22 protein-coding genes are annotated in these 25481 nt (G+C 70.8%); all 22 read left to right on the plus strand.

Features of this window, described 5'->3' with window-relative positions; translation table 11 throughout:
* Window positions 1-142: 142 nt before the first annotated feature.
* The 22 genes from ileS (at window position 143) to rplS (ending at window position 25407) form a co-directional block, all read left to right on the plus strand.
* Window positions 143-3427: an isoleucine--tRNA ligase gene (gene ileS / locus ABKW26_RS14460; protein ID WP_348594481.1), complete on the plus strand. Its 3285-nt coding sequence runs from the start codon at window positions 143-145 to the stop codon at window positions 3425-3427.
* Window positions 3424-4824: a folylpolyglutamate synthase/dihydrofolate synthase family protein gene (locus ABKW26_RS14465; protein WP_348594482.1), complete on the plus strand. Its 1401-nt coding sequence runs from the start codon at window positions 3424-3426 to the stop codon at window positions 4822-4824. Before ileS ends, ABKW26_RS14465 begins: the two co-directional genes overlap by 4 nt.
* An 83-nt stretch (window positions 4825-4907) precedes the next feature.
* Window positions 4908-5903 (plus strand): dihydroxyacetone kinase subunit DhaK, encoded by a 996-nt coding sequence (dhaK, locus tag ABKW26_RS14470; protein WP_348594483.1) that lies wholly within the window; start codon window positions 4908-4910, stop codon window positions 5901-5903.
* A 29-nt stretch (window positions 5904-5932) separates the two neighbouring features.
* On the plus strand, window positions 5933-6604 hold the full coding sequence (gene dhaL / locus ABKW26_RS14475; protein ID WP_348594484.1) for a dihydroxyacetone kinase subunit DhaL: 672 nt from the start codon (window positions 5933-5935) through the stop codon (window positions 6602-6604).
* Window positions 6601-7299 carry a dihydroxyacetone kinase phosphoryl donor subunit DhaM gene (gene dhaM, locus ABKW26_RS14480; RefSeq protein ID WP_348594485.1) on the plus strand — a complete coding sequence of 233 codons (699 nt, stop codon included), beginning with the start codon at window positions 6601-6603 and terminating at the stop codon, window positions 7297-7299. The genes dhaL and dhaM overlap by 4 nt, the downstream gene beginning before the upstream one ends.
* A 69-nt stretch (window positions 7300-7368) precedes the next feature.
* Entirely contained in the window at window positions 7369-7989 is a 621-nt protein-coding gene (locus ABKW26_RS14485) for a TetR/AcrR family transcriptional regulator (RefSeq protein ID WP_348594486.1), read from the plus strand.
* Window positions 7990-8018: 29 nt separating this feature from the next.
* On the plus strand, window positions 8019-9737 hold the full coding sequence (locus ABKW26_RS14490; RefSeq protein WP_348594487.1) for an MDR family MFS transporter: 1719 nt from the start codon (window positions 8019-8021) through the stop codon (window positions 9735-9737).
* A gap of 4 nt (window positions 9738-9741) precedes the next feature.
* Window positions 9742-10194 (plus strand): DUF4233 domain-containing protein, encoded by a 453-nt coding sequence (locus tag ABKW26_RS14495; RefSeq protein ID WP_348594488.1) that lies wholly within the window; start codon window positions 9742-9744, stop codon window positions 10192-10194.
* Window positions 10195-10231: 37 nt separating this feature from the next.
* Window positions 10232-10672 (plus strand): nucleoside-diphosphate kinase, encoded by a 441-nt coding sequence (ndk, locus tag ABKW26_RS14500; protein ID WP_348594489.1) that lies wholly within the window; start codon window positions 10232-10234, stop codon window positions 10670-10672.
* Between the two features lie 26 nt (window positions 10673-10698).
* Window positions 10699-14250 (plus strand): chromosome segregation protein SMC, encoded by a 3552-nt coding sequence (smc, locus tag ABKW26_RS14505; RefSeq protein ID WP_348594490.1) that lies wholly within the window; start codon window positions 10699-10701, stop codon window positions 14248-14250.
* A gap of 95 nt (window positions 14251-14345) precedes the next feature.
* Window positions 14346-14810, plus strand: coding sequence for a hypothetical protein (locus tag ABKW26_RS14510; protein ID WP_348594491.1), 465 nt, complete (start codon window positions 14346-14348; stop codon window positions 14808-14810).
* A gap of 59 nt (window positions 14811-14869) precedes the next feature.
* Entirely contained in the window at window positions 14870-16069 is a 1200-nt protein-coding gene (gene ftsY, locus ABKW26_RS14515; RefSeq protein ID WP_348594492.1) for a signal recognition particle-docking protein FtsY, read from the plus strand.
* Between the two features lie 136 nt (window positions 16070-16205).
* Window positions 16206-17516 carry an ammonium transporter gene (locus tag ABKW26_RS14520; RefSeq protein ID WP_348594493.1) on the plus strand — a complete coding sequence of 437 codons (1311 nt, stop codon included), beginning with the start codon at window positions 16206-16208 and terminating at the stop codon, window positions 17514-17516.
* Window positions 17513-17851 carry a P-II family nitrogen regulator gene (locus tag ABKW26_RS14525; RefSeq protein ID WP_348594494.1) on the plus strand — a complete coding sequence of 113 codons (339 nt, stop codon included), beginning with the start codon at window positions 17513-17515 and terminating at the stop codon, window positions 17849-17851. Before ABKW26_RS14520 ends, ABKW26_RS14525 begins: the two co-directional genes overlap by 4 nt.
* A gap of 30 nt (window positions 17852-17881) precedes the next feature.
* Window positions 17882-19729, plus strand: a complete 1848-nt coding sequence (locus tag ABKW26_RS14530) for a [protein-PII] uridylyltransferase (RefSeq protein WP_348594495.1) — start codon at window positions 17882-17884, stop codon at window positions 19727-19729.
* A 53-nt stretch (window positions 19730-19782) separates the two neighbouring features.
* A complete protein-coding gene (gene ffh / locus ABKW26_RS14535) occupies window positions 19783-21360 on the plus strand; it encodes a signal recognition particle protein (RefSeq protein ID WP_348594496.1) in 1578 nt (525 codons plus the stop codon).
* 13 nt (window positions 21361-21373) lie between these two features.
* A complete protein-coding gene (locus tag ABKW26_RS14540) occupies window positions 21374-22477 on the plus strand; it encodes an amidohydrolase family protein (protein WP_348594497.1) in 1104 nt (367 codons plus the stop codon).
* A gap of 175 nt (window positions 22478-22652) precedes the next feature.
* The gene (gene rpsP / locus ABKW26_RS14545; protein WP_348594498.1) at window positions 22653-23105 is read left to right on the plus strand and encodes a 30S ribosomal protein S16; all 453 of its coding nucleotides are present in this window, start codon (window positions 22653-22655) and stop codon (window positions 23103-23105) included.
* Window positions 23105-23344, plus strand: a complete 240-nt coding sequence (locus tag ABKW26_RS14550) for an RNA-binding protein (protein ID WP_098454753.1) — start codon at window positions 23105-23107, stop codon at window positions 23342-23344. Before rpsP ends, ABKW26_RS14550 begins: the two co-directional genes overlap by 1 nt.
* A gap of 145 nt (window positions 23345-23489) precedes the next feature.
* Window positions 23490-24074: a ribosome maturation factor RimM gene (gene rimM / locus ABKW26_RS14555; protein WP_348594499.1), complete on the plus strand. Its 585-nt coding sequence runs from the start codon at window positions 23490-23492 to the stop codon at window positions 24072-24074.
* 1 nt (window position 24075) lies between these two features.
* Window positions 24076-24861, plus strand: coding sequence for a tRNA (guanosine(37)-N1)-methyltransferase TrmD (gene trmD, locus ABKW26_RS14560; protein ID WP_348594502.1), 786 nt, complete (start codon window positions 24076-24078; stop codon window positions 24859-24861).
* Between the two features lie 186 nt (window positions 24862-25047).
* Window positions 25048-25407, plus strand: a complete 360-nt coding sequence (gene rplS, locus ABKW26_RS14565) for a 50S ribosomal protein L19 (RefSeq protein ID WP_348594500.1) — start codon at window positions 25048-25050, stop codon at window positions 25405-25407.
* Window positions 25408-25481: the final 74 nt, after the last annotated feature.

A 25481-nucleotide genomic window follows, 5' to 3' on the forward strand; every position in this document is an offset into this window, starting at 1 on the left:
ACAGCCAGCACGACCAGCAGAGCGGTCGCGCGCTTCGTGCGTGCGGCAAGCGGGGTGGTACCGCGGCTCGGCGCCCAGCGCCCGGAGTCGTCCTCGCAGATGAGTGCACGACCCGGACCACCCGCTACAGGAGCCGCACCTCATGGCCTATCCGTTGCACCGTCCCGACCAGTCGGGCGTCCCTGCCTCGCCGAACCTCCCTGCCCTCGAGGAGACCGTCCTCGCGTACTGGGCGCAGGACGGCACGTTCCAGGCGTCGATCGACGCCCGCCCCGCCGGCGTCGACGGAGCGAACGAGTTCGTCTTCTACGACGGCCCACCGTTCGCCAACGGCCTCCCGCACTACGGGCACCTCCTCACCGGCTACGCGAAGGACGTGGTGCCTCGCTACCGCACGATGCGCGGTCAGCGCGTCGAGCGCCGGTTCGGGTGGGACACCCACGGGCTGCCCGCCGAGCTCGAGGCCGAGCGGATCCTCGGGATCACGGACAAGTCCCAGATCGAGGCCATGGGCATCGACACGTTCAACGCGGCGTGCCGCGAGTCCGTCCTGCGATACACGGGGGAGTGGCAGCAGTACGTGACCCGCCAGGCGCGCTGGGTCGACTTCGAGCACGACTACAAGACCCTCGACGTGACGTTCATGGAGTCGGTCATCTGGGCCTTCAAGCAGCTCTACGACAAAGGCCTGGCCTACGAGGGCTACCGGGTCCTGCCGTACTGCTGGCGCGACGAGACACCGTTGTCCAATCACGAGCTGCGCATGGACGACGACGTCTACCAGTCTCGTCAGGACCCGGCGCTGACCGTCGGGGTGCGGCTCGAGACCGGTGAGCTCGCGCTCGTCTGGACGACGACCCCGTGGACCTTGCCGTCCAACCTCGCGATCGCCGTCGGTCCCGACGTCGAGTACGTCGTCGTCGCCCCAGGGGAGTCCTCCGCGCTCGCGGGCCAGGAGGTCGTCATCGGTGCTGCGCGCCTCGGTGCGTACGCGAAGGAGCTCGGCGAGGACGCCCGCGTGCTCCGGACCCTCACGGGCACCGAGCTCGCCGGGCGCCGCTACACACCGATCTTCGACTACCTCGCAGGTGACCCGGAGAACGCCGCAGCGCACCAGGTCCTCGTGGCCGACTTCGTCACGACCGAGGACGGCACAGGGCTCGTCCACCTCGCCCCCGCCTTCGGCGAGGACGACATGGCCGTCTGCCTCGAGGCTGGTATCAAGACCGTCGTCACGATCGACTCGCGCGGTCGCTTCACGAGCCTCGTCCCCGACTACGCGGGCCAGCAGGTCTTCGACGCGAACCCCGCGATCATCAAGGACCTCAAGGACGGGACGGGCCCGCTCGCACGGACGGACGCCGCCGTGCGCGCCGTCGTCGTGCGCCACGAGACCTACCAGCACTCGTACCCGCACTGCTGGCGCTGCCGGAACCCGCTCATCTACAAGGCGGTCTCCAGCTGGTTCGTGAGCGTCACGACGATCCGCGACCGCATGGTCGAGCTCAACCAGGAGGTCACCTGGACGCCGGAGCACATCAAGGACGGGCAGTTCGGCAAGTGGCTCGCCGGTGCCCGTGACTGGTCGATCTCCCGCAACCGGTACTGGGGGACGCCCATCCCGGTGTGGGTCTCCGACGACGAGGCCTACCCGCGGGTCGACGTCTACGGGTCGCTCGCCGACCTCGAGGCGGACTTCGGCGTGCCCGTGACCGACCTCCACCGCCCCTTCATCGACGAGCTGACGCGCCCGAACCCGGACGACCCCACGGGCCGGTCCACGATGCGCCGGATCACCGACGTCCTCGACGTGTGGTTCGACTCGGGCTCGATGCCGTTCGCCCAGGTGCACTACCCGTTCGAGAACGCGGACTGGTTCGAGCACCACTACCCCGGCGACTTCATCGTCGAGTACATCGGACAGACACGCGGCTGGTTCTACACCCTGCACGTCCTCGCGACCGCGCTCTTCGACCGGCCGGCGTTCCGCAACGCGGTCTCGCACGGCATCGTCCTGGGCTCCGACGGTCGCAAGATGAGCAAGTCGCTGCAGAACTACCCCAGCGTGTCGGAGGTCCTCGACCGCGACGGCTCGGACGCCATGCGGTGGTTCCTCATGAGCTCGCCGATCCTGCGCGGCGGGAACCTCGTGGTCACCGAGGAGGGCATCCGCGACTCGGTCCGCCAGGTGCTGCTCCCCGTATGGAGCACGTATTACTTCTTCACGCTCTACGCCGGCGCGGCGCAGGACGGTGCAGGCGTCACGGCACGACGGGTCGAGACCGCGGAGGTGGCCGACCTGCCGGTCATGGACCGCTACCTGCTGGCACGGACCCGCGACCTCGTCGCGACCACGCAGGCACAGCTCGACGCGTTCGACGTCGCCGGGGCCTGCGAGAGCGTGCGCGAGTACCTCGACGCCCTGACGAACTGGTACGTGCGGACCCAGCGGGACCGCTTCTGGGAGGAGGACGCGAACGCGTTCAACACCCTCTGGACCGCGCTCGAGACGCTCAACCGCGTCATGGCACCGCTCGCCCCGCTGCTCACCGAGGAGATCTGGCGCGGCCTCACCGGCGGGCGCAGCGTGCACCTCACCGACTGGCCGGAGCTCGTCACCACCGACGGCGTCGCGACCGGTCTCGGGACCGTGCTCGTCGCGGACGCCGACCTCGTCGAGACGATGGACCGCGTGCGATCCGTGGTCTCGCTGAGCCTGGGGCTGCGCAAGGCCCACCAGATGCGCGTGCGCCAGCCGCTCTCGCGCCTCACCGTCGTCGTCGACGACCCCGCCTCGCTCGAGCCGTACGCCGCCCTCGTGGCGGGTGAGCTCAACGTCAAGACCGTCGAGCTCGTCGGGCTCGGGGACGACGCGGCTGCGGCCTTCGGGGTCTCCCAGCGACTGAGCGTCAACGCGCGCGCCGCGGGCCCGCGTCTCGGACGAGGGGTCCAGGACGCGATCAAGGCGGCCAAGTCCGGGGCGTGGCGCACGACCGACGACGGCGGCGTCGTCGTCGAGACCACGAACGGTGACGTGCCGCTGGTCGAGGGGGAGTACGAGCTCTCGACGGTTGTGGGTGAGGGCTCCGGCGAGACCGGGACGGTCGCCGCTGCCGTCCTGCCGGCCGGGGGCTTCGCCGTCCTCGACCTGCGGCTCGACGACGCGCTCCTCGCCGAGGGATACGCCCGCGACGTCGTCCGCGACGTCCAGGACGCCCGGAAGTCCACCGGGCTCGACGTCGGTGACCGGATCGTCCTCACCCTCGACGTGCCCGAGCAGTGGCTCGCCGCCGTCACGAAGCACGAGGAGCTCATCGCGAGCGAGACGCTCGCGGTGCAGGTCGTCATCACGTCGTCGGGGACCGCCGAACGGTCCGTGTCCGTCGAGAAGTCCGCCGCACCAGCCGAGAAGGACACAGACGCATGAGCAGCCGCAAGGACGGGCGCCGGCGTGACCCGGGCCCCGAGGTTCCCCCGGAGGTCCGCCAGGAGCTCGACGGCATCTACGCCGCGATCATGGCGCGGGCGCCGGAGCACGACATCGAGCCCTCGCTCGACCGCGTCCGCAAGGTGTGCGAGCTCCTCGGCGACCCGCAGAAGGCGTACCGCGTGGTCCACCTCACCGGGACCAACGGCAAGACGTCGACGTCACGCATGCTCGACTCCCTCGTCCGGGAGCACGGGCTGCGGACCGGACGCTTCACGAGCCCGCACCTCACGTCCGTCACCGAGCGCATCGCCATCGACGGCGAGGCGGTGAGCGCCGAGCGCTTCATCGAGGTCTGGCGGGACGTCGAGCCCTACGTCGAGATGGTCGACACCGAGTCCAGGGCCGCGGGCGGCCCGCGTCTGAGCTTCTTCGAGGTGCTCACGGTCATGGCGTTCGCCGCCTTCGCGGACGCGCCCGTCGACGTCGCGATCATCGAGGTCGGCATGGGCGGTACGTGGGACTGCACGAACGTCGCCGACGGCGAGATCGCGATCATCACGCCCGTCTCGGTGGACCACGAGCGCTGGCTCGGCCACACGGTCGTCGAGATCGCCGGGGAGAAGGCAGGGATCATCAAGGACGGGGCCACGGTGGTGCTCGCCGAGCAGACCGAGGACGCCGACGGTGTCATCCTCGCGGTCGCGGCCGAGCGGGGCGCACGCGTCCTCCGAGAGGGTGTGGACCTCGAGGTCCCCGAGCGGTTCCCCGCCGTCGGCGGTCAGCTCGTGAGCCTGCGCACGCCCGCCGGCCTGTACACGGAGGTCTACCTCCCGCAGTACGGCGCGCACCAGGCGCACAACGCGCTCCTCGCGCTCGCGGCGGCCGAGGCCCTGCTGTCCGGTGGCCGTGCTCTCGACGGCGAGCTCGTCGGCGCGGCGTTCGCCGCAGCCGACTCGCCGGGGCGGCTCGAGGTCGTCCGTGCCAGCCCGACCATCGTCGTCGACGCAGCCCACAACCCGGCCGGGGCCCAGGCGCTGGTGGACGCGGTGGAGGAGTCCTTCGACTTCACGCGCCTCATCGGGGTCGTCGGGATCCTCGCGGACAAGGATGCCGAGACCATCCTCTCGATCCTCGAGCCGATGCTCGCGGAGATCGTCGTCACCCAGTCGTCCTCGGTGCGCTCGTACGACGTCGACGACCTGGAGGAGATCGCCAACGACATCTTCGGCGAGGAACGCGTCCACAGCGTGGCGCGGCTCGACGAGGCGCTCGACCTCGCGGCCGGCCTCGCCGAGAACGAGGACACCATCGGGGTCGGGACGGGTACGGGCGTCCTCGTGGCCGGATCGGTCGTCCTCGCCGCGGAGGCGCGGCTGCTCCTCGGTCGAGGCTGACGAGGGGGCGAGGGCTCGGCCTCTGCGCAGCACGGTCGGCGGTGCTTGAATGGCACTGGGATCCACCTGGGGAGAGCCGAACAATGAAGAAACTCATCAACGCACCAGAAGACGTCGTCACGGAGTCCGTCGAGGGTTTTGCGTGGGCGCACGCGGACATCGTCGAGATGCGCACCGACCCGCTCTTCGTCGTCCGGCAGGGCGGTGCCCGGGAGGGCAAGGTCGGGCTGGTCTCGGGCGGCGGCTCGGGTCACGAGCCCCTGCACGCGGGCTTCGTCGGCCTCGGCATGCTCGATGCGGCGGTGCCGGGGACGGTCTTCACGTCGCCGACCCCCGACCACGTCCTCCCGGCCCTCGCCGCGGCAGACTCCGGGCGGGGCGTCCTGGCCATCGTCAAGAACTACACCGGTGACGTGCTCAACTTCGAGACGGCGGTCGAGCTGGCCGAGATGGACGGGATCGAGGTCGCGACCGTCGTCGTCGACGACGACGTCGCGGTGAAGGACTCGCTCTACACGGCCGGTCGTCGTGGCGTGGCGGGCACCGTGGCGGTCGAGAAGATCGCCGGGGCCGCGGCGGAGCGCGGGGACGACCTCCAGGCCGTCGCGGCGATGGCTGCCCGGGTCAACGCGAACGTGCGGTCGATGGGTGTCGCTCTCACCGCGTGCACCGTCCCGCACGTCGGCGGTCCGAGCTTCGATCTCCCCGACGACGAGGTGGAGATCGGCATCGGCATCCACGGCGAGCCTGGCCGACGTCGGATCCCTGCTGCGTCGGCCGACGACATCACCGCGATGCTCGTCGAGCCCGTCGTCGAGGACCTCGGCCTGGCTTCCGGGGAGAGCGTGTTGCTGTTCGTTAACGGTATGGGAGGCACGCCGCTCTCCGAGCTCTACGTGGTCTATCGTCAGGCACGCCGGCTCCTCGAAGGGCGGGGCGTCGTCGTCGCACGGTCGCTCGTGGGCGACTACGTCACCTCGCTCGACATGCAGGGTGCGTCCGTCACCGTCCTGCGGCTGGACGAGGAGCTCATGGCTCTGTGGGACGCGCCGGTGCACACGGCCGCGCTGCGGTGGTGAGGGCTGTCGAGAGAAGGACTGAGGCAGGAATGGCGTTGGACGTGGCATGGGCACAGCGGTGGGCACGAGAGAGTGCGGCGGCGATCCTCGACGCGAAGGACGAGCTCATGGAGCTCGACCGCCAGATCGGGGACGGTGACCACGGGGAGAACCTCAACCGGGGCTTCCAGGCCGTCGTCGCGAAGCTCGACGCGCAGGCGGTACCCGACGCGTCCGCTCCGGAGGCCGGCGCCCCGGTCATCGGGGACGTGCTCAAGCTCGTCGCGACGACGCTCATGTCGTCGGTCGGAGGCGCGTCCGGACCGCTGTACGGGACCGCGTACCTCAGGGCCGCCAAGGTGACCGGACTGTCCGAGCTCGACGCCCAGGGGGTGGTCGCTCTCCTCGAGGGTGCGCTCGAGGGCATCACGTCCCGCGGCAAGGCGGTGCCGGGGGAGAAGACCATGGTCGATGCGTGGACGCCGGCCGTCGAGGCGGCGATCGCGGCCGCCGACGGGGGTGGGACGCCCGAGGACGTCCTCGCTGCAGCGGCGGAGGCCTCCGCCGCTGGGTCCGTCGCGACCATCCCGCTCGTCGCGACGAAGGGTCGCGCCAGCTATCTGGGAGAGCGGAGCGCGGGTCACGAAGACCCCGGCGCGGCGTCGAGCACGATCATCCTGCGGGCCGCGGTCCGTGCCGCCATCGCCGGGGCAGCGGCGTGACCGCTCACGTCGCCCTCGTGCTCGTCTCGCACTCGCACGCACTGGCCACCGGCGCGGTCGAGCTGGCTGAGCAGATGGCCCCTGACGTCGACCTCGTCGCCGTGGGCGGCCTGCCGGACGGGGGCGTCGGCACGAACTTCGAGCGGGTGGCCGACGCTGTCCGGGACGAGCTCGCAGCGGGCAGGGACGTGGTGCTCCTCGCGGACCTGGGCTCGGCGATGCTCACGGTCGACTCGGTCCTGGAGCTGCTCGAGGACGAGGGCGCGGAGCGAGCCCTGCTCGCAGACGCGCCCTTCGTCGAAGGTGCGGTCGCTGCCGCGGTGACCGCACAGGGTGGGGGAGACCTCGCTGCGGTCCTGGCGTCGGCCGAGCGTGCGGGCACGACCTTCGCCCCGCGCGCTGTCGAGACCCGTGCACCGAGCACGGACGCGAGCGCAGGGACGGCGACCCGGACCGTGACGGTGCGCAACGCGCTCGGTCTGCACGCGAGGCCGGCGGCTGTGCTCGCACGGATCGTCTCCGAGCTCGACGCGACGCTGCTCGTGGACGGGGTCGACGGCGCGAGCGTGCTCGAGCTCATGAAGCTCGGTGCCACGGGTGGTCGGGTGCTCTCGTTGCAGGCGACGGGTGCGGACGCGCAGCGGGCGGTCGATGCGGTCGCCGAGGTCGTGGAGTCCGGTTTCGGCGAGGCGTGAGGGACGACACACCCTTCGCGACGTCAGGTGCATTGACTGCAAAACTGCACTGACTGTAGTTTTTCTTTCGTGATCAGCTCATCGTCCGACGCGACCTCCGAACCCGGGCTCCGGGAACGGAAGAAGGTCGCACGCCGGGAGGCGCTCGTCAGCGCGAGCCACCGGCTCGTGCGGGAGCACGGCCTCGACCACGTCACCGTCGAGATGATCTGCGACGCCGTCGGCGTCTCCCCGCGGACCTTCTTCAACTACTTCGAGTCGAAGATCGACGCCGTGCTCGGCATCGAGCCCTGGGTGCTCGATCCCGAGGTCGCGGCGACCTTCGTCGCGGGCGGACCCACCGGGCGGACCCTCGACGACTGCGCACACATCGTCGCGAGCGTGCTCACCAGCTCACCCGTCGACCACGACCGCATGGGTGACGTCATGGAGCTCGCCCAGCGCGAGCCGGCGCTCGTCGTCCGTCAGCTCGCATGGTTCGAGCAGCACAAGGTCGAGGTCGAGAAGCTCGTCGCGCGCCGGAACGGCAACGACGTCCCGGGCCCGGCCGAGGAGATCGTCGGCTCGATGATCATGGTCATGACCCGCGGATCCTTCCGGTACTGGGACGCCTCAGGGCGCACCGGCGCTCCGTCCACCTGCTTGCCCACCGTCGTGGCAGAGCTGCGCCGGCTGCTCACCGACTCATGACCACCCCGAACCAGGAACAGGTACCACTGATGGCATCCGCCCCGCCCGCGCAGGCCGGTGCGACCGAGGACAAGCCCCTCGTCGTGCTCAACCAGCGCACCATCCTCACGATCTTCGGTGCACTCCTCGCCTCGATGTTCCTCTCGTCGCTCGACCAGTCGATCCTCGGGACCGCGATGCCGACGATCGTCGGTGAGCTCAACGGCGTCGAGCACCAGGGCTGGCTCATGACCGCCTACATCCTCGCGATCGCGATCGTCATGCCCCTGTACGGCAAGTTCGGTGACCTGTGGGGACGCCGCTGGCCGTTCCTCGTGGCCATCGGGCTCTTCACGCTCGCGTCCGTCGGTGCGGGCTTCGCGCAGAACTTCGGACAGCTCGTCTTCTGGCGCGGGGTCCAGGGCCTCGGTGGCGGCGGACTCATGATCCTCTCGCAGGCGATCATCGCCGACATCGTCCCGGCGAAGGACCGCGGAAAGTACATGGGTCCGATGGGGGCGCTGTTCGGCATCTCCGCCGTCATCGGCCCGCTGCTCGGCGGGCTGTTCACCGACCACGCAGACTGGCGCTGGTGCTTCTGGATCAACATCCCCATCGGCATCGCCGCGTTCGTCACCGCGTGGTTCACGCTCAAGCTGCCCACGCACCGCTCGGGCAAGAAGATCGACGTCGCGGGCATCTTCTTCATGGTCGTCGCGACGTCGAGCCTCGTCCTCGTGACGAGCTGGGAGAGCTGGAGCGGCCAGGACTCGTACGACTGGTCCCACACCGGGCTCGTCGCCCTCAGTGCCGCCCTCGTCGTCGCGGTCGTCGCGTTCGTGCTCGTCGAGCGGCGCGCCGAGGAGCCGCTCATCCCGCTCCACCTGTTCAAGAACCGGACCTTCGCCATCTCGACGGCCGTCGGTCTCGTCATCGGCATGGGCATGTTCGCAGCGCTGAGCTTCCTCCCGACGTTCCTCCAGATGTCGTCAGGCGCGGGCGTCACGGAGTCCGGCTTCCTCATGCTGCCGATGATGGCCGGGCTCATGCTCACGGCGATCGGCTCCGGAATCCTCATCACGCGCACCGGCCACTACAGGCAGTACCCGATCGCCGGCATGGCGATCGCGACGCTCGCGCTCGTCGCCCTCACACAGATCACCGGCGACACGTCGCTCGTCGTCTTCGGGATCATGCTCTTCGTCCTCGGTGCGGGCCTCGGACTCGTCATGCAGACGATCGTCCTCGCCGTGCAGAACGCGGTCGACCCGCACGAGATCGGGACGGCGACGAGCTCGAACAACTTCTTCCGCGAGATCGGCGCAGCGGTCGGCATCGCGGTCTTCTCGACGATCTTCACGGGTCGCCTCGCCGACAACCTCACCGACGTCGCGACATCGGTGCCGCCGGAGCAGACGGCCCTGCTCGACCCGAACGGCGTCACGCCGGCAGCGGTCCAGTCGTTCGACGAGCCGCTGAGGTCCGGTGTCGTGGACGCGTTCGCGGGCGCTCTCGCACCCGCGTTCTGGTACCTCGTCCCGCTCCTCGCGATCGGATTCGTGCTGACCCTCTTCCTGCGGGAGGTCGCGCTCTCCGGCGAGGCCGGGATGGTCGCCCGAGGCGAGGCCACGACGTCGGAGCCGGCCGCCGTGCTCGCCGGCGTCGCGGCGTCGACCGTGGAGGGCGAGCCGCTCGTCACCGTCGGGCGGTCCGGACCGTCGGAGGCACCGGACGAGGACGAGGGCCGTCGTCCGACCTCGGTATCCTGACGGGGTGAGCTCTCCAGACGTACCGGCCCCCGCAGACCCGAGCCCGTCGGTCCCGGGCGGCGGCGACGCCCCCGCCCGGGTCGTGGCGAAGAAGTCGGCCAAGATCCAGTTCGCGTCGACGATGCTCGTGCTCGAGGCGTTCGTCGTCGTGTTCGCGACGCTCGTGGCCTTCCGGCTCGTCGACGCTCCGGCCGGCCAGGTGTGGTTGGCCGGGGGTGTGCTCGCCGTCGTCCTCGTGGTCCTCAGCCGGCTCGTCGCCGCTCCCGGGGGGTATGTCGCGGGCTCCGCGGTCCAGCTCCCGTTCCTCGCCGTGTCGCTCGTCATCCCGCTCATGGTCATCGTGGCCGTGGTGTTCGTCGTCATGTGGGCGGTCTCGTTGTGGCTCGGTGCGAAGATCGACAGAGAGCGCGCGGAGTACGACGCCGCCCACCCGGGAGAAGTGCCACCAGTCCGCTGAGCACGCCCCTCGCTGCACAGCGGATAGGGTTGACCGCATGACTTCCACTTCGTCCCCAGCCGTCTCCCGCACGCTCGTCCTCGTCAAGCCGGACGGCGTCCGCCGCGGTCTCGCGGGCGAGATCCTCCGTCGCATCGAGGCGAAGGGCTACACGCTCGTCGCCGTCGAGCTCAAGCACGCCACGGAGGAGCTGCTCGCCCAGCACTACGCCGAGCACGAGGGCAAGCCGTTCTACGCGCCGCTCGTGGAGTTCATGTCCTCCGGGCCGGTCCTCGCCGTCGTCGTCGAGGGGCAGGGCGTCATCCAGGGATTCCGCTCGCTCGCGGGCACGACGGACCCCACCACCGCCGCACCGGGAACGATCCGCGGCGACCTCGGTCGCGACTGGGGGCTCAAGGTCCAGCAGAACCTCGTCCACGGCAGCGACTCGGACGAGTCCGCGGCACGGGAGATCGGGCTCTGGTTCCCCTCGCTCTGAGGGTCGTGCCCACTAGGCTCTGAGCCGTGCACCTCAAGACACTGACGCTCCGCGGGTTCAAGTCGTTCGCGTCCGCGACGACGCTGAGCTTCGAGCCCGGTGTGACGTGCGTGGTCGGCCCGAACGGGTCGGGGAAGTCGAACGTCGTCGATGCGCTCGCCTGGGTCATGGGCGAGCAGGGGGCCAAGACCTTGCGCGGCGGCAAGATGGAAGACGTCATCTTCGCCGGCACGTCCGGACGCCCGCCGCTCGGCCGCGCCGAGGTGTCGTTGACCATCGACAACGCCGACGGTGCGCTGCCGATCGAGTACAGCGAGGTGACGATCACGCGCACGCTGTTCCGTAGCGGCGGTTCCGAGTACGCGATCAACGGCTCGTCGTGCCGGCTCCTCGACATCCAGGACCTCCTCTCCGACTCGGGTCTGGGTCGAGAGATGCACGTGATCGTCGGACAGGGGCAGCTCGACCAGGTGCTGCGGGCGACGCCCGAGGAGCGCCGCGGTTTCATCGAGGAGGCTGCCGGGGTCCTCAAGCACCGCAAGCGCAAGGAGAAGGCGCTCCGCAAGCTCGAGTCGATGCAGGGGAACCTCTTGCGTCTCGGCGACCTCACCGCTGAGGTCCGACGGCAGCTCGGTCCGCTCGGCCGACAGGCCGAGGCCGCTCGCAAGGCCGCCGTCGTGCAGTCGGACCTGCGTGACGCTCGCGCGCGTCTGCTCGCCGACGACCTCGCCCAGCTCACGGCGTCGCTCGCGCAGGAGATCGCCGACGAGACGGCGTTGCAGGTGCGCGTCGCTGCAGTGTCGGCCGAGCTCGAGGCGGCACGGTCGGCCCTCGTCGCACTCGAGGAGGCGGCCGCCGAAGCGGCGCCCACCGTGCGTGAGGCGAGCGACACGTGGTACCGCCTCTCGTCCTTGCGCGACCGGATCACGGGCCTCCAGACCCTCGCGGCCGAGCGGCTGCGTCTGCTCGGGACCGCGCAGCCGCACACGTCCGGCTCGGACCCGCTCGACCTCGACCGGCAGGCGGCGCGAGCCCGGGCGTCCGAGGCGGACCTCGCCCGTGAGGTCGAGCTGCGGCGCGAGGCGCTCGACGAGGCGATCGGCGCGCGCCAGCAGAGCGAGTCTGCGGGAGCGGCTGCGGAGAAGGTCCTGGCAGACCTGTTGCGGGGCGAGGCGGACCGCCGTGAAGGGGTCGCCCGTCTCGCGGGTCAGCTCGCGGCCAAGCGGTCGCGCCTCGAGGCACGGCAGGCCGAGATCGACCGCCTGCACGAGTCCCTGGCCGAGGCGGAGCGCCGTGGGGCGAGGGCAGCCGCGCAGTTCGTCACGCTCGAGCACGAGGTCACCGGCGCGCAGGAAGGGGAGGAGCACCTCGACGCCGAGCACGAGCGTGCGACCGCGAGCCTCGAGGACTCCGAGGCTGAGCTCCGCCGGGTCGCCGAGGCGCGCGGGCAGGCGGAGCGGGACCACGCGACGTGGAGCGCCCGGAGCGAGACGCTCGAGATGAGCCTCGACCGCAAGGACGGGGCGGGAGCGCTGCTCGCATCGGACCTGTCGGGCACGGTCGGTTCCCTCGCCGCCATGCTCGCGGTCGACGCCGGCTACCAGGACGCGGTCGCGGCGGCGCTCGGCACCTACGCAGACGCCATCGTCGTCGAGTCGGTCGACGTGGCGGTCGATGCGATCCGGATGCTCAGGCTGGACGACGCCGGCCGGGCCGGGCTGGTCGTCGGCGGTCCGCAGGTCGACCTCCCGGCCGCGCGGGACGAGGACGAGCTCGTCGAGCTGCCGGACGGCGCGGCCTGGGCCCGGTCGGTGGTCCGCCCCGCCTCGGCCGTCGGGGCCGGCGTGGACGCGCTCCTGCGAGACGTCGTCGTGGTCGAGGACCTCGCGCAGGCGCGTGTCCTGGTGGCGGCGCACCCCCGGCTCCTCGCGGTCACGCGGTCCGGAGACCTGGTGGGTGCGCACCGGGCGTGGGGAGGGACCGCCTCTGCACCGAGCGTCCTGCACCTGCAGGCCGCGCTCTCCGAGGCGCGGACAGCTCTCGAGGACGCGAGCGCCCGGCTCGCGACCACGGCACAGGAGCAGGACGCCGCGCGCGCGTCCCGTGCGCAGGCACAGGCGACGTACGACGCGACGCTCGCACGGCTCAACGAGTCGGACGCGTCGCTCGCGGCGGTCGCCGAGCAGCTCGGGCACCTGGGCGCGACGGCCCGATCGGCTGCCGGGGAGGTCGCACGCTTCCAGGCGCAGCTCGACGCGGCGACGCTCGCGGGCGAGCAGGAGGAGTCCGACCTCGACGCCCTCACGCAGCGGCTGAGCGCGGCGCAGGCTGCGCCCGAGGTCTCCGAGGCCGCAGTCGACGACGCTGCGTCGGAGCGAGACGACCTGCTCGAGCGCGCCGCCGCGGCGCGGTCGCGGGAGATGGAGGCACGGCTGGCGCTGCGCACGAGCGAGGAGCGGGCCCGCGCGCTGGCCGGTCGCGCGCAGTCGCTCGAGCGCGCGGCAGCGACCGAGCGCGCGGCACGCGCCCGAGCTGCCGAGCGGGAGGCGGTCCGCGCCCGGCAGGCAGACCTCGCCCGCGCCGTCCGCGACGCGACCGTGGCTGTCCTGGGCCGGCTCGACCGGTCGCTCGCTCTCGCCCAGGAGCACAAGGACCAGGTCGAGTCCGACCGTGTGGACCGTGAGCGCGATCTTGCCGCGCTCCGGACCCGGACCGAGCATGGCGCGACGAGCCTGCGCGAGCTCACCGACGTGGCGCACCGGGACGAGGTGGCGCGGACGCAGCAGCAGCTGCGCATCGAGCAGCTCGAGACACGTTCGGTCGACGAGCTCGGCCTCGACCCGACGAGCCTCGTCGAGGAGTACGGACCTGACCGTCCCGTGCCGCCCGACGACCGTCCCTACGTGCGTGCGGAGCAGGAGAAGCGGATGCAGACGGCCGAGCGCGCGATGGCTCGGCTCGGACGGGTGAACCCGCTGGCGCTCGAGGAGTTCGCCGCGCTCGAGGAACGCCACACGTTCCTCACCGCGCAGCTCGCCGACCTCAAGAAGTCGCGCACGGACCTTCTCGAGATCGTGCGCGAGATCGACGAGCGGGTCGAGCAGGTGTTCAGCGCTGCGTTCCACGACACGCAGGCACAGTTCGTGGAGGTCTTCGCACGCCTGTTTCCCGGGGGCGAGGGGAGCCTCGTGCTCACCGACCCGTCCGACATGCTCACCACCGGCATCGAGATCGAGGCGCGCCCGGCAGGGAAGAAGGTCAGGCGGCTGTCCCTCCTCTCCGGAGGGGAGCGGTCGCTCACGGCGATCGCCCTGCTCGTCTCCATCTTCAAGGCGCGCCCGAGCCCGTTCTACGTCATGGACGAGGTCGAGGCGGCTCTCGACGACACGAACCTCGGTCGCCTCCTCCAGATCTTCGTCGAGCTGCAGCACGACAGCCAGCTCATCGTCATCACCCATCAGAAGCGCACGATGGAGATCGCCGACGCGCTCTACGGCGTGACGATGCGCGGCGACGGGGTGACGACGGTCATCAGCCAGCGGATCAGCCAGGACTCCCGGGAGACGGCCGAGGCGTGACCCACGCGTGGAGGTTGCGTGAGGGTCGGAGGAGGTTTCGGTCCGTGGCCGCGCCGCCGAGTCGATCCCGCCGGACCGCGTGCTAAGACTGGCGCATGGTGCAGATGTATGTGTGGTTGGTCGTGGCGATCCTTCTTGCGGTCGGAGTCCTGCTCCTTGCTGCTGCTGCGACGCGTGGCGACGGCTCCGGGAACGGCGACGGGGGCGGTCCGCGGACCCTGGCCGAGGCCGTGAGCCAGGTCTGGGGCGATTTCCGCGCCGGTGCGGCGACGCTGCGCGCCCGGCTCGGCCGAGGGCGGGCCTCGACGGCGGGATCGCCTGTCCGGGGTCGGTCCGGTGCACCTGGCCCGCGGCCGGGCGCGCCCACCCGCGTCCCCGTCCTGGCTGGACGGTCCGGCCCGGCCGAGCGCGACACGGCGCAGCGTGCCACGACCGATGCATGGTCCTTCGAGACCCCCCAGGAGACGACGATCGACGACTTCTTCGCGGCGACACAGACGTCGGCCCCCGCCTACCTCGACACCACCCAGGTGAGCCAGGTCCTGCATCGGCGGCGCTGAATCTCTGGGCGCACGCACTCGTGGTGCGGTCGACCGCCTCACCCTGAGAGACTTCAGACGTGAATGATCAGCTTCCTGTCTGGATAACACTCGCTGTCCTCGTCCTCGGCTCCCTCGGGTTCGTCGGCGTCTCCTCCGCGAACCGCCGCAAGCGGTCGGCGCCCGGCGACGAGGGGCGTGATCTCGACAGCGCCTCCACGCATGCCGGCGACGTGCTCGTCGACGACGGCGAAGCCCCGTCCGACGGGATCCTCGTCCCGCCGGACGCACCGGCGCACGCACCTCCGGAGCTCGCCGAACCGCAGGTCGAGGTCCCCGAACCGACGACGGGCCGACTCGTCCGGCTCCGCGACCGTCTCGCACGGTCGGGCTCGCCGCTCGGCACGCGGCTCCTCGCCGTCCTCTCGCGCGACCACCTCGGCGAGGACGACTGGGACGAGCTCGAGGAGACGCTCCTGCTGGCTGATGTCGGAGCCGGGCCGGCGACCGAGCTCCTCGACGCCCTGCGCACCCAGGTGCGTGTCCAGGGGGTCAAGGACGCTGCCGGGGTCCGTGCGATGCTGCGCGCCGAGCTCGTCTCCCTCGTCGACCCGACGCTCGACCGCACTCTCCACACCGCACCGACGCTCCACGACGACGGGTCGAAGACGCCCGCCGTGGTCCTCGTCGTCGGAGTCAACGGGACGGGCAAGACCACGACGGTCGGCAAGCTCACCCGAGTGCTCGTGGCCGAGGGGAGCGAGGTCGTCCTCGGCGCAGCCGACACGTTCCGCGCCGCGGCCGCAGACCAGCTGACCACCTGGGGCGCCCGCGTCGGCGTCGAGACCGTCCGCTCGTTCAAGGACGGCGCCGACCCGGCAGCGGTCGCCTTCGACGCGGTGCGGACGGCACGGACACGCGGCGCCGACGTCGTCCTCGTCGACACCGCCGGCCGGCTGCAGAACAAGGCCGGTCTCATGGACGAGCTCGGCAAGATCACCCGCGTCATCACCAAGGAGGCGCCGCTCACCGAGGTGCTCCTCGTGCTCGACGCGACGACCGGTCAGAACGGGCTCAACCAGGCACGCGTCTTCGCCGAGGTCGCGGGCGTGACGGGCATCGTCCTCACGAAGCTCGACGGCACGGCCAAGGGCGGGATCGTCGTCGCCGTCCAGCGCGAGCTCGGTGTCCCCGTCAAGCTCGTCGGTCTCGGCGAGGGACCTGACGACCTCGCGCCTTTCGACGCCGAGGGCTTCGTCGACGCGCTCCTGCAGGGCTGAGGTCACCCACGAAACACAACGTTTACGTGCGGAGCGATCTCGTCACCCCCGCGAAACACGTGCGGCCCTGCGCGGAAACCCATCTCCTTGAAAGTTGTACCCGACCGGCCGCCCGGCTGGGATAGGAGATGATCCGATGGAATGGGATACCGGAGCTACCGCGTGGATGCTGACCTCAGCATCTCTCGTGCTCCTCATGACGCCCGGCTTGGCGTTCTTCTACGGCGGCATGGTTCGCGCCAAGTCCGTGCTCAACATGATGATGATGTCCTTCGGCGCGATGGGCGTCATCGGCGTCATCTACGTGCTGTGGGGCTGGTCGATGTCGTACGGCAGCGACGTCGCCGGGATCATCGGCAACCCGTTCGACCAGTTCGGGCTCGACGGCACGATCTTCGACGCAGACGGAGCAGCTGTCGTCAGCACCCTCGGCAACTACCCGCAGGTCGTGGACGTCGCCTTCCAGGTGACCTTCGCCATCATCACCACCGCACTCATCAGCGGCGCCATCGCCGACCGCGTGAAGTACGGCAGCTGGATGGTCTTCACCGCGCTCTGGGTGACGCTCGCCTACTTCCCGATGGCCCACATGGTCTGGGGCGGCGGCTTCCTCTCGGCAGCCGAGAGCGGCCTCGCGGCCATGGTCTTCGGCTCGACCGACGGGGCAGCCGACGTCGCGCCGATCGACTTCGCCGGTGGCACGGTCGTCCACATCAACGCCGGTGTCGCCGCGCTCGTCCTCGTCCTGCTCATCGGGGCGCGCAAGGGCTTCGGCAAGGAGCCGATGCGACCGCACAACCTCCCCTTCGTCATGCTCGGCGCCGCGCTCCTGTGGTTCGGCTGGTTCGGCTTCAACGCCGGCTCTGCTTTCGGCGCGAACGAGACCGCAGGCCTCGCCTGGGTCAACACGACCACCGCGACCGCCGCAGGCATCCTCGGCTGGCTCATCACGGAGAAGATCCGTGACGGCCATGCCACCTCGCTCGGTGCCGCGTCCGGTGTCGTCGCAGGTCTCGTCGCCATCACCCCTGCGGCGGGTGCCCTCAGCCCGGTCGGATCGATCCTCCTCGGCGCGGTCGCCGGTGTGCTCTGCGCGCTGGCTGTCGGCCTCAAGTTCAAGTTCGGCTACGACGACTCGCTCGACGTCGTCGGTGTCCACCTCGTCGGCGGTCTCGTCGGCACCGTGGGTGTCGGCTTCCTCGCGACCGAGAGCGGCCTCTTCTACGGTGAGGGCGTGGAGCAGCTCGTCATCCAGATCCTCGTCGCCCTCGTGGCCGTCGTGTTCTCCGGGCTCGTGACCCTTGTCATCGGCCTCATCATCAAGAGCACGCTCGGATGGCGTGTGACCGAGGAAGCCGAGGTCGGCGGGATCGACCTCGCCGTCCACGGTGAGGGTGCATACGAGACCATCGGCGGCGGCCGGGTCATTACGGAGGTCAAGTCATGAAGCTCGTCACGGGGATCATCCAGCCTCACCGTCTCGACGACGTGAAGTCGGCGCTCGAAGCAGCCGGCGTGCGTGGGATGACGGTCAGCGAGGCCAGCGGCTACGGACGCCAGAAGGGGCACACGGAGGTGTACCGCGGTGCTGAGTACACGGTCGACCTCGTCCCCAAGGTCCGGATCGAGGTCCTCGTCGAGGACGACGACGCGGGCGTCGTCACCGACGTCATCGTCCAGGCAGCCCAGACCGGCAAGATCGGCGACGGCAAGGTGTGGACCGTCTCGGTCGACGACGTCGCACGGGTCCGTACCGGGGAGCACGGCGCTCAGGCGCTCTGATCCTCACCAGCACGAGAGCGGCGTAGGCACATGATGGTGGAGCACGGCTACGGCGCCGAGAACGATCCCGGCTCGGGTCCCCGACCCGACGACCGGGACCAGGAGGTCCCGCACCCCGCAGGGGTGCGGGACCTCCGCCCTGAACGGCTCGTGCTCGCGGAGCGCCTCATGCGGACCGACGGCGCGTCCGGGGGAGCGGTCTCCGGCCCGGAGAGACGACGCGCGCTGGGCGACCTCGTCGTCAGGCGTCTCGAGGACCTGTGGTCCGTCGCGTCCGACGGTGTCGACCCGAGCGGGATCGCGCTGGCTGCGGTCGGGAGCCTCGGCCGCGGGGACGCGGGTCCGATGAGCGACCTCGACCTCGTCCTCGTGCACGACGGACGGACCCACGGTCCGGACGAGCTGCGCTCGGTCGCCGAGAAGGTCTGGTACCCGATCTGGGACGCGGGTCTCGACCTCGACCACTCGGTGCGCTCTCTCGCCCAGTGCCGGCAGGTGGCCTCGAAGGACCTCCCTGCCGCTGTGGGCATGCTCGACGTCCGCCCGGTGGCCGGCGACGCGCTCGTGGTGCACCGTGCCACCTCCGCGGTCCTCATGGACTGGCGGTCGGCGGCCCGGCGCCGGCTCCCTGAGCTGCTCGCCTCGACGAAGGCGCGTGCGGACCGGCACGGCGAGCTCGCCTACCTCATCGAGCCCGACCTCAAGGAGGCGCGGGGAGGGATCCGCGACGCGGTCATCCTCTCCGCGCTGGCAGCGACGTGGCTCACCGACCGTCCGCACGGCGCCGTCGACCGTGCGTACGACCATCTCCTCGACGCGCGCGACGCCATCCAGCTGACCACGCGCAGGCACACGAACCGGCTCGTGCTGGCCGACCTCGACGAGGTCGCCGAGCTCTGCGGGTACCCGGACTCCGACGACTTCCTCGCGAGCCTGGCCGAGGCCGGTCGAGAGATCACCTACGGCCTGGACACGACGATCCGGCGCGCGCGCCAGGCTCTCCAGCGGCCGCTCGCTGCCGCCCGTCCCTTCATGATCCGGGGTCGCCGCGCGGCGCCGCGCCTCCGGTCGGTGGGTGACGGGCTCGTCGAGCACGACGGCGAGCTCGTCCTGGCGGTCGAGGCGAGCCCGGCCGCGGACCCCATGCTCGCTCTGCGCGCGGCGGCGACCGCGGCGCGCACCGGTCTGACCATCTCGCCCGTCTCGGTGACGAGCTTCGCGCAGTGCCCGCCGCTCCCTGTCCCGTGGCCGAAGCCCGCGAGGACGGCCCTGCTCACCGTGCTCGCGTCAGGCCCGGCCCAGATCCCCGTGTGGGAGGCGCTCGACCTCGCGGGTGTCGTGACGTCCTGGATCCCCGAGTGGCAGGGGGTGCGCAACCGGCCGCAGCGCGCGGCCGTGCACCGGCACACCGTGGACCGCCACCTCATCGAGACGGTGTCGCGAGCCCGGCGGTGGCGACGGACCGTCGCGCTGCCCGACGTCCTGCTCCTGTCGGCTTTCCTCCACGACATCGGGAAGCGCGCAGGAGCGGCGGACCACTCGACCGTCGGTGCGGACCTCGTGCCGACGATCCTGCAGCGCATGGGCTTCGAGGACCAGGTCGTGGCCGACGTCGCGCGCATGGTCCGCCACCACCTCACGCTGTCGCGGCTCGCGGTGAGCAGCGACCCGTCGGACCCGGCGACCATGGAGGAGCTGGCGGAGGCGGTCGACCACCGGCCGGAGCTGCTCGAGGTGCTGCGCGCGCTGACCGAGGCGGACGCGTCGTCCCTCGGCCCCACGGCCTGGACGGCCTGGCGTGAGCGTCTCGTCGACGACCTCGTCGCACGGACCCTGGAGATGCTCGGCGGGGGCGCTCGCGACGACGGGGAGCACTGAGCCGGTAGGCTGGTCCCTCTGCCACATCCAGCGACCGGTGAGGATTGCAAACGGTGTTCGCCACTCTGTCGGATCGTCTGACATCGACCTTCAAGAACCTCAAGACCAAAGGACGCCTGTCCGAGGCCGACATCGACGCGACGGTGCGGGAGATCCGCCGGGCGCTGCTCGATGCCGACGTCGCAGTCTCCGTCGTGCGCGAGTTCACCGGGACGGTGCGCGAGCGGGCGCTCTCGGTCGAGGTCTCCGGGGCGCTGAACCCTGCCCAGCAGGTCGTGAAGATCGTCAACGAGGAGCTCGTCTCCATCCTCGGCGGCGAGAGCCGTGGGCTCCGGCTCGCCAAGGTCGCACCGACGGTCATCATGCTCGCGGGCCTCCAGGGCGCCGGAAAGACGACCCTCGCCGGCAAGCTCGCCCTGAGCCTGCGCGAGCAGGGCCACACACCGCTCCTCGTCGCGGCCGACCTCCAGCGACCGAACGCCGTCACACAGCTCAAGGTCGTCGGCGAGCGCGCCGGCGTCCCTGTGTTCGCGCCGCACCCTGGCGTGGCGGGCGAGGACGAGGTCGCCACAGGTGATCCCGTCGGTGTCGCCCGGGCGGGCGTCGAGACGGCGCGATCGCGCCAGCACGACATCGTCATCATCGACACCGCAGGTCGCCTCGGAGTCGACGCGGAGCTCATGCAGCAGGCCGCGGACATCCGTGACGCCACGCAGCCGGACGAGGTCCTCTTCGTCATCGACGCGATGATCGGTCAGGACGCCGTCACGACGGCGCAGGCCTTCGCGGACGGCGTCGGCTTCACGGGTGTCGTCCTGTCCAAGCTCGACGGCGACGCCCGCGGTGGTGCCGCGCTCTCCGTGGCGCGCGTGACGGGCAAGCCGATCCTCTTCGCCTCCACCGGTGAGAAGCTCACCGACTTCGAGGCGTTCCACCCCGACCGCATGGCCTCGCGCATCCTCGACATGGGTGACGTCCTCACCCTCATCGAGCAGGCCGAGAAGGCGTTCGACGCGGACGAGGCCAACGCCATGGCCGCGAAGATGGCGGCCGGGACCGACTTCACGCTCGCTGACTTCCTGTCGCAGATGCAGCAGATGCGCAGCATGGGCTCGATGAAGAAGATGCTCGGCATGCTGCCCGGGATGGGCCAGATGCGCGAGGCGCTCGAGAACTTCGACGAGCGCGAGGTCGACCGCGTCGAGGCGATCATCCGCTCGATGACCCCGGCCGAGCGCGAGACGCCGAAGATCATCAACGGTTCGCGGCGAGCACGGATCGCCAAGGGCTCCGGCGTGACGACGACGGACGTCAACCAGCTGCTCGAGCGCTTCGCCGGCGCGCAGAAGATGATGCGCCAGATGGCTCGCGGAGGAGGGATGGCCGTGCCGGGGATGGGCAACCTGCCTGGCATGGGCGGGAAGAAGTCGCGCGGCCGCCAGCAGGCGCAGCCCGTGCGCGGCAAGAAGAGCAAGTCGGGCAACCCTGCCAAGCGTGCGGCGGAGCAGCGGGCTGCCGAGGCGGCGCCGCGGACGGCTCCGGCCGGGTCCGCGTTCGGCGTCGGCAAGCAGGACGAGGCCGACGCACCGTTGGAGATTCCTGCGGGGCTCGAGAAGTTCCTCGGTCGCTGAGCCCGTCCCGCGCATGAGCCAGCACCCGGTCATCCACGTCCACGGGACGATCACGCTCGGCGAGGGCCGGGAGTTCGGTGACGTGTGGATCGAGGACGGGCGGATCAGCCTGACCCGGCCTGCGGGTCTGACGGCCGACATGCATCGCATCGACGGCCACGCCTTCCCCGGCCTCGTCGACGTCCACTGTCACATCGGTCTCGCAGCCGACGGGGCGGTGACGGACGAAGAGGCCGAGGCGCAGGCCGTCGCCGACCGCGACAGCGGTGTCCTCCTCGTCCGCGACGCGGGGTCGCCGCTCGACACCTCGTGGGTCGCGGGGCGCCCGGACCTCCCGCGGCTCATCCGGGCAGGTCGCCATCTCGCGCGACCGAAGCGCTACCTCCGCGGCTTCGGTGACGAGCTCGAGGACGTCGAGTCCCTGCCCGACGCGGTCGCCCGAGAGGCAGCACGTGGTGACGGCTGGGTCAAGGTGGTCGCGGACTGGATCGACCGTGAGCACGGTGACCTCACGCCGCTCTGGCCGGACGCCGTCCTGGCGGATGCTGTGCGTCGTGCTCACGAGAACGCGGCGCGGGTCACCGTGCACGCGTTCTCCACCGAGGCGATCGACGGTCTGCTCGCTGCCGACGTCGACTGCATCGAGCACGGCACGGGCATGACCGCCGACCACATCGTCGAGGCTGCGCGCCGCGGTGTCCCCGTGACGCCCACGCTCCTCCAGGTCGCCCAGTTCGAGCAGATCGCCGCCCAGGCAGACGTCCGATTCCCGGCGTTCGCTGCGCGGATGCGAGCGATGCACGCCCGCCGGTACGAGCAGGTCCGCCAGATGTACGAGGCCGGTGTGCGACTCCTCGTCGGCACCGACGCAGGCGGCACCATCGACCACGGCAGGATCGCGCACGAGTGCGCGGAGCTCGTCGCCGCCGGCGTGCCGGCGGCCGACGTCGTGGCTGCAGCGAGCTGGCGCACCCGGTCCTACCTCGGTGCGGGCGAGCTCGTAGAGGGCGCGTCTGCGGACCTCGTCGTCTACGCGGAGGACCCGCGATCGGACATCACCGTGCTGCGTTCCCCGCGGGCCGTGATCCTTCGCGGTGTGCGGTACGCACGGGCGTAGGTCCGGTGCGCACGGGCGTAGTTGGAAGCACACCTTCCCGTCTGGCATAATCAGCCGCTGTACTCGGCATGCCCGGCCCCTCTCTCCGAGCATCGTCGCGTTTCGAACCACGCACCCCCGCACCCCGCCGGGTCGGTGCACGGTTCACCACCTCAGAACCAGGAGAGCCCACCACGTGGCCACCAAGATCCGTTTGAAGCGTCTCGGCAAGATCCGGGCGCCGTACTACCGCATCGTCGTCGCCGACTCCCGCACGAAGCGTGACGGCCGTGTCATCGAGGAGATCGGGAAGTACCACCCGACCGAGGAGCCGTCGCTCATCGAGATCACCTCGGAGCGGGCGCAGTACTGGCTCAGCGTCGGCGCTCAGCCGACCGAGCAGGTCCTCGTGCTCCTCAAGATCACGGGCGACTGGCAGAAGTTCAAGGGCCTCCCGGGTGCCGAGGGAACTCTGCGCACGAAGGAGAAGCTCAGTGCCGAGGGCGTGGCCGAGGCTGTTGCCGGTGCCGCTGCCGACGCTGAGAAGGTCAAGGCCAAGGCGTCTGCCGCCAAGGCGGCCGCCGCTGCTGAGGCGTCCTCGGCTGCTGCCGACGCGCCGGCCGAGGCACCCGCGGACGAGCAGGCCTGATGCTGGCAGATGCTCTCGAGCACCTGGTGCGCGGCATCGTGGACAACCCCGATGACGTGCAGGTCAACGCCAAGCCCTTGCGGCGTGGCGAGCTCCTCGAGGTCCGGGTCCATCCCGAAGACCTCGGCCGGGTGATCGGCCGTGGCGGACGGACCGCTCGCGCTCTGCGGACCGTCGTCGGCGCTCTCGCCGGTGACGGCTCCGTGCGCGTCGACGTGGTCGATGTCGATCGTCGCTGACCCGCTGGGCGTCAGCATCGCCAGAGGTTGAGCACCGGCCCGGGGCCCGGTCACCGCGAGGTGTCCGGGCCCCGGGCCTTTTCCGTTCATGGTCGGCCGTACGTCGTTGGTCGCAGGACTCGTTTTTCCCAGCCGGAGGAGTGCAATGGAACTGACCGTCGCCAAGATCGGGCGTGCGCACGGACTGCGCGGTGAGGTCGCCCTCGACCTGCGCACCGACGCACCCGAGCTCCGGTTCGCCGTGGGGCAGACCCTGCGGACCGTGCCGGCGGACGCCGGCCCGCTCACGGTGCAGTCGACGAGGATCCAGAACGGTCGGTGGCACGTCCAGTTCGCGGAGCTCACGGATCGCACCGGAGCCGAGAACGCGCGGGGGACCGAGCTCGTCGTCGACGCGGACGCCTCGGACGAGGAGGACGCCTGGTACCCCCACGAGCTCGCCGGCCTGCGCGCCGAGCTCGTCGACGGGACCGAGGTCGGGACCATCACGGGCCTCGAGCACATGCCCGCGCACGACGTCCTCGTGCTGCGGGAGACGGACGGTGCGCGCACGCTCGTGCCGTTCATCCGCGCCTTCGTCCCGGTCGTCGACGTCTCGGGCGGGCGAGTCGTCCTCGATCCCCCCGGTGGGCTCCTCGCTCGCGACGCCGCGAACCTCGACGTCGCGCTTCCGGAGGGTGCCGATGCCCCCGCCGTCGAGGACCTCGAAGCCGACGAGAGTGACGCCTGACGTGCGGATCGACGTCGTCTCCATCTTTCCCGAGTACCTGGCCCCGTTGCAGCTCTCGCTCGTGGGCAAGGCTGTCGGTGCTGGGTTGCTCGACCTCACCGTGCACGATCTCCGGAGCTGGACGACCGACCGGCACCGCACGGTCGACGACACCCCCTTCGGGGGCGGCGCAGGGATGGTCATGCGCCCTGACGTGTGGGGTACCGCGCTCTCGGCGGTGCTCACGCCGGGGGCCACCCTCGTCGTGCCGACACCGTCGGGGGAGAGCTTCACGCAACGCACCGCGGAGTCGCTCGCGGGATCGCCCCAGCTCGTGTTCGCCTGCGGGCGCTACGAGGGGATCGACGCGCGCGTCGTCGAGCACCATCGTCGAGAGGGGGTCGACGTCCGCGAGGTGTCCATCGGTGACTACGTGCTCAACGGTGGCGAGGTCGCCGCGCTCGTCATGATCGAGGCGGTCGCCCGGCTGATCCCGGGCGTGATCGGGAACCCGGAGTCGCTCGTCGAGGAGTCCCACGGAGCCGCCGGGCTCCTGGAGTACCCGGTCTACACGAAGCCGCCCACGTGGGACGGTCTCGACGTGCCGGAGGTGCTGCTCAGCGGGCACCACGCGAAGATCGTGCGCTGGCGCCGGGACCAGGCGATCCTGCGGACCATCGAGCGCCGGCCCGACATGATCGCGACGCTCGACCTGGAGAGCACGGACAAGGCCGACCGGGCGCTGCTGGCGGCGCACGGTTGGTTCCCGACGGCTGACGGACGGCTCGAGCGCAGCGGAGATTCGTAGAACGCCGGTCGCTGTGGCAAGATGACTTGTTGGTGTGCACTGAACCGGACTCTGCCACAGGGGCGTCCTACACAGTACCAACGCCGCATCGGCGTGACACCACCTTCTGAACTGGACAGGATCGCTGCGCCTCGGCGCTGCGGCCCACAAGACGTTCCTGACCTGTGGCAGGACGGGGAGAAACACATGCATACGCTCGACAGCGTCGACGCAGCATCGCTGCGTACCGACATCCCGGCGTTCCGCGCCGGCGACACCGTCAAGGTCAACGTCAAGGTCGTCGAGGGAACGCGCTCGCGTGTCCAGGCGTTCCAGGGCGTCGTCATCTCGCGCGTGGGTGGCGGGGTCCGGGAGACCTTCACCGTCCGCAAGATCAGCTTCGGTGTCGGCGTGGAGCGCACGTTCCCGCTGCACGTCCCGTCGATCGAGTCGGTCGAGGTCCTCACCCGCGGCGACGTCCGTCGCGCGAAGCTGTACTACCTCCGCAAGCTCCGCGGCAAGAAGGCGAAGATCAAGGAGAAGCGGGCAGTCGTCCCCTCCAAGTGATCGCCGCGCGCTGAACCTCCGTTCGGCGCGTGCAGACGAGCGCGCCCCGCTGGCGGCCACCCTCAGGGCTGTCT

The sequence above is a fragment of the Sanguibacter sp. 25GB23B1 genome (genome assembly GCF_040012415.1).
Lineage (GTDB): Bacteria > Actinomycetota > Actinomycetes > Actinomycetales > Cellulomonadaceae > Sanguibacter.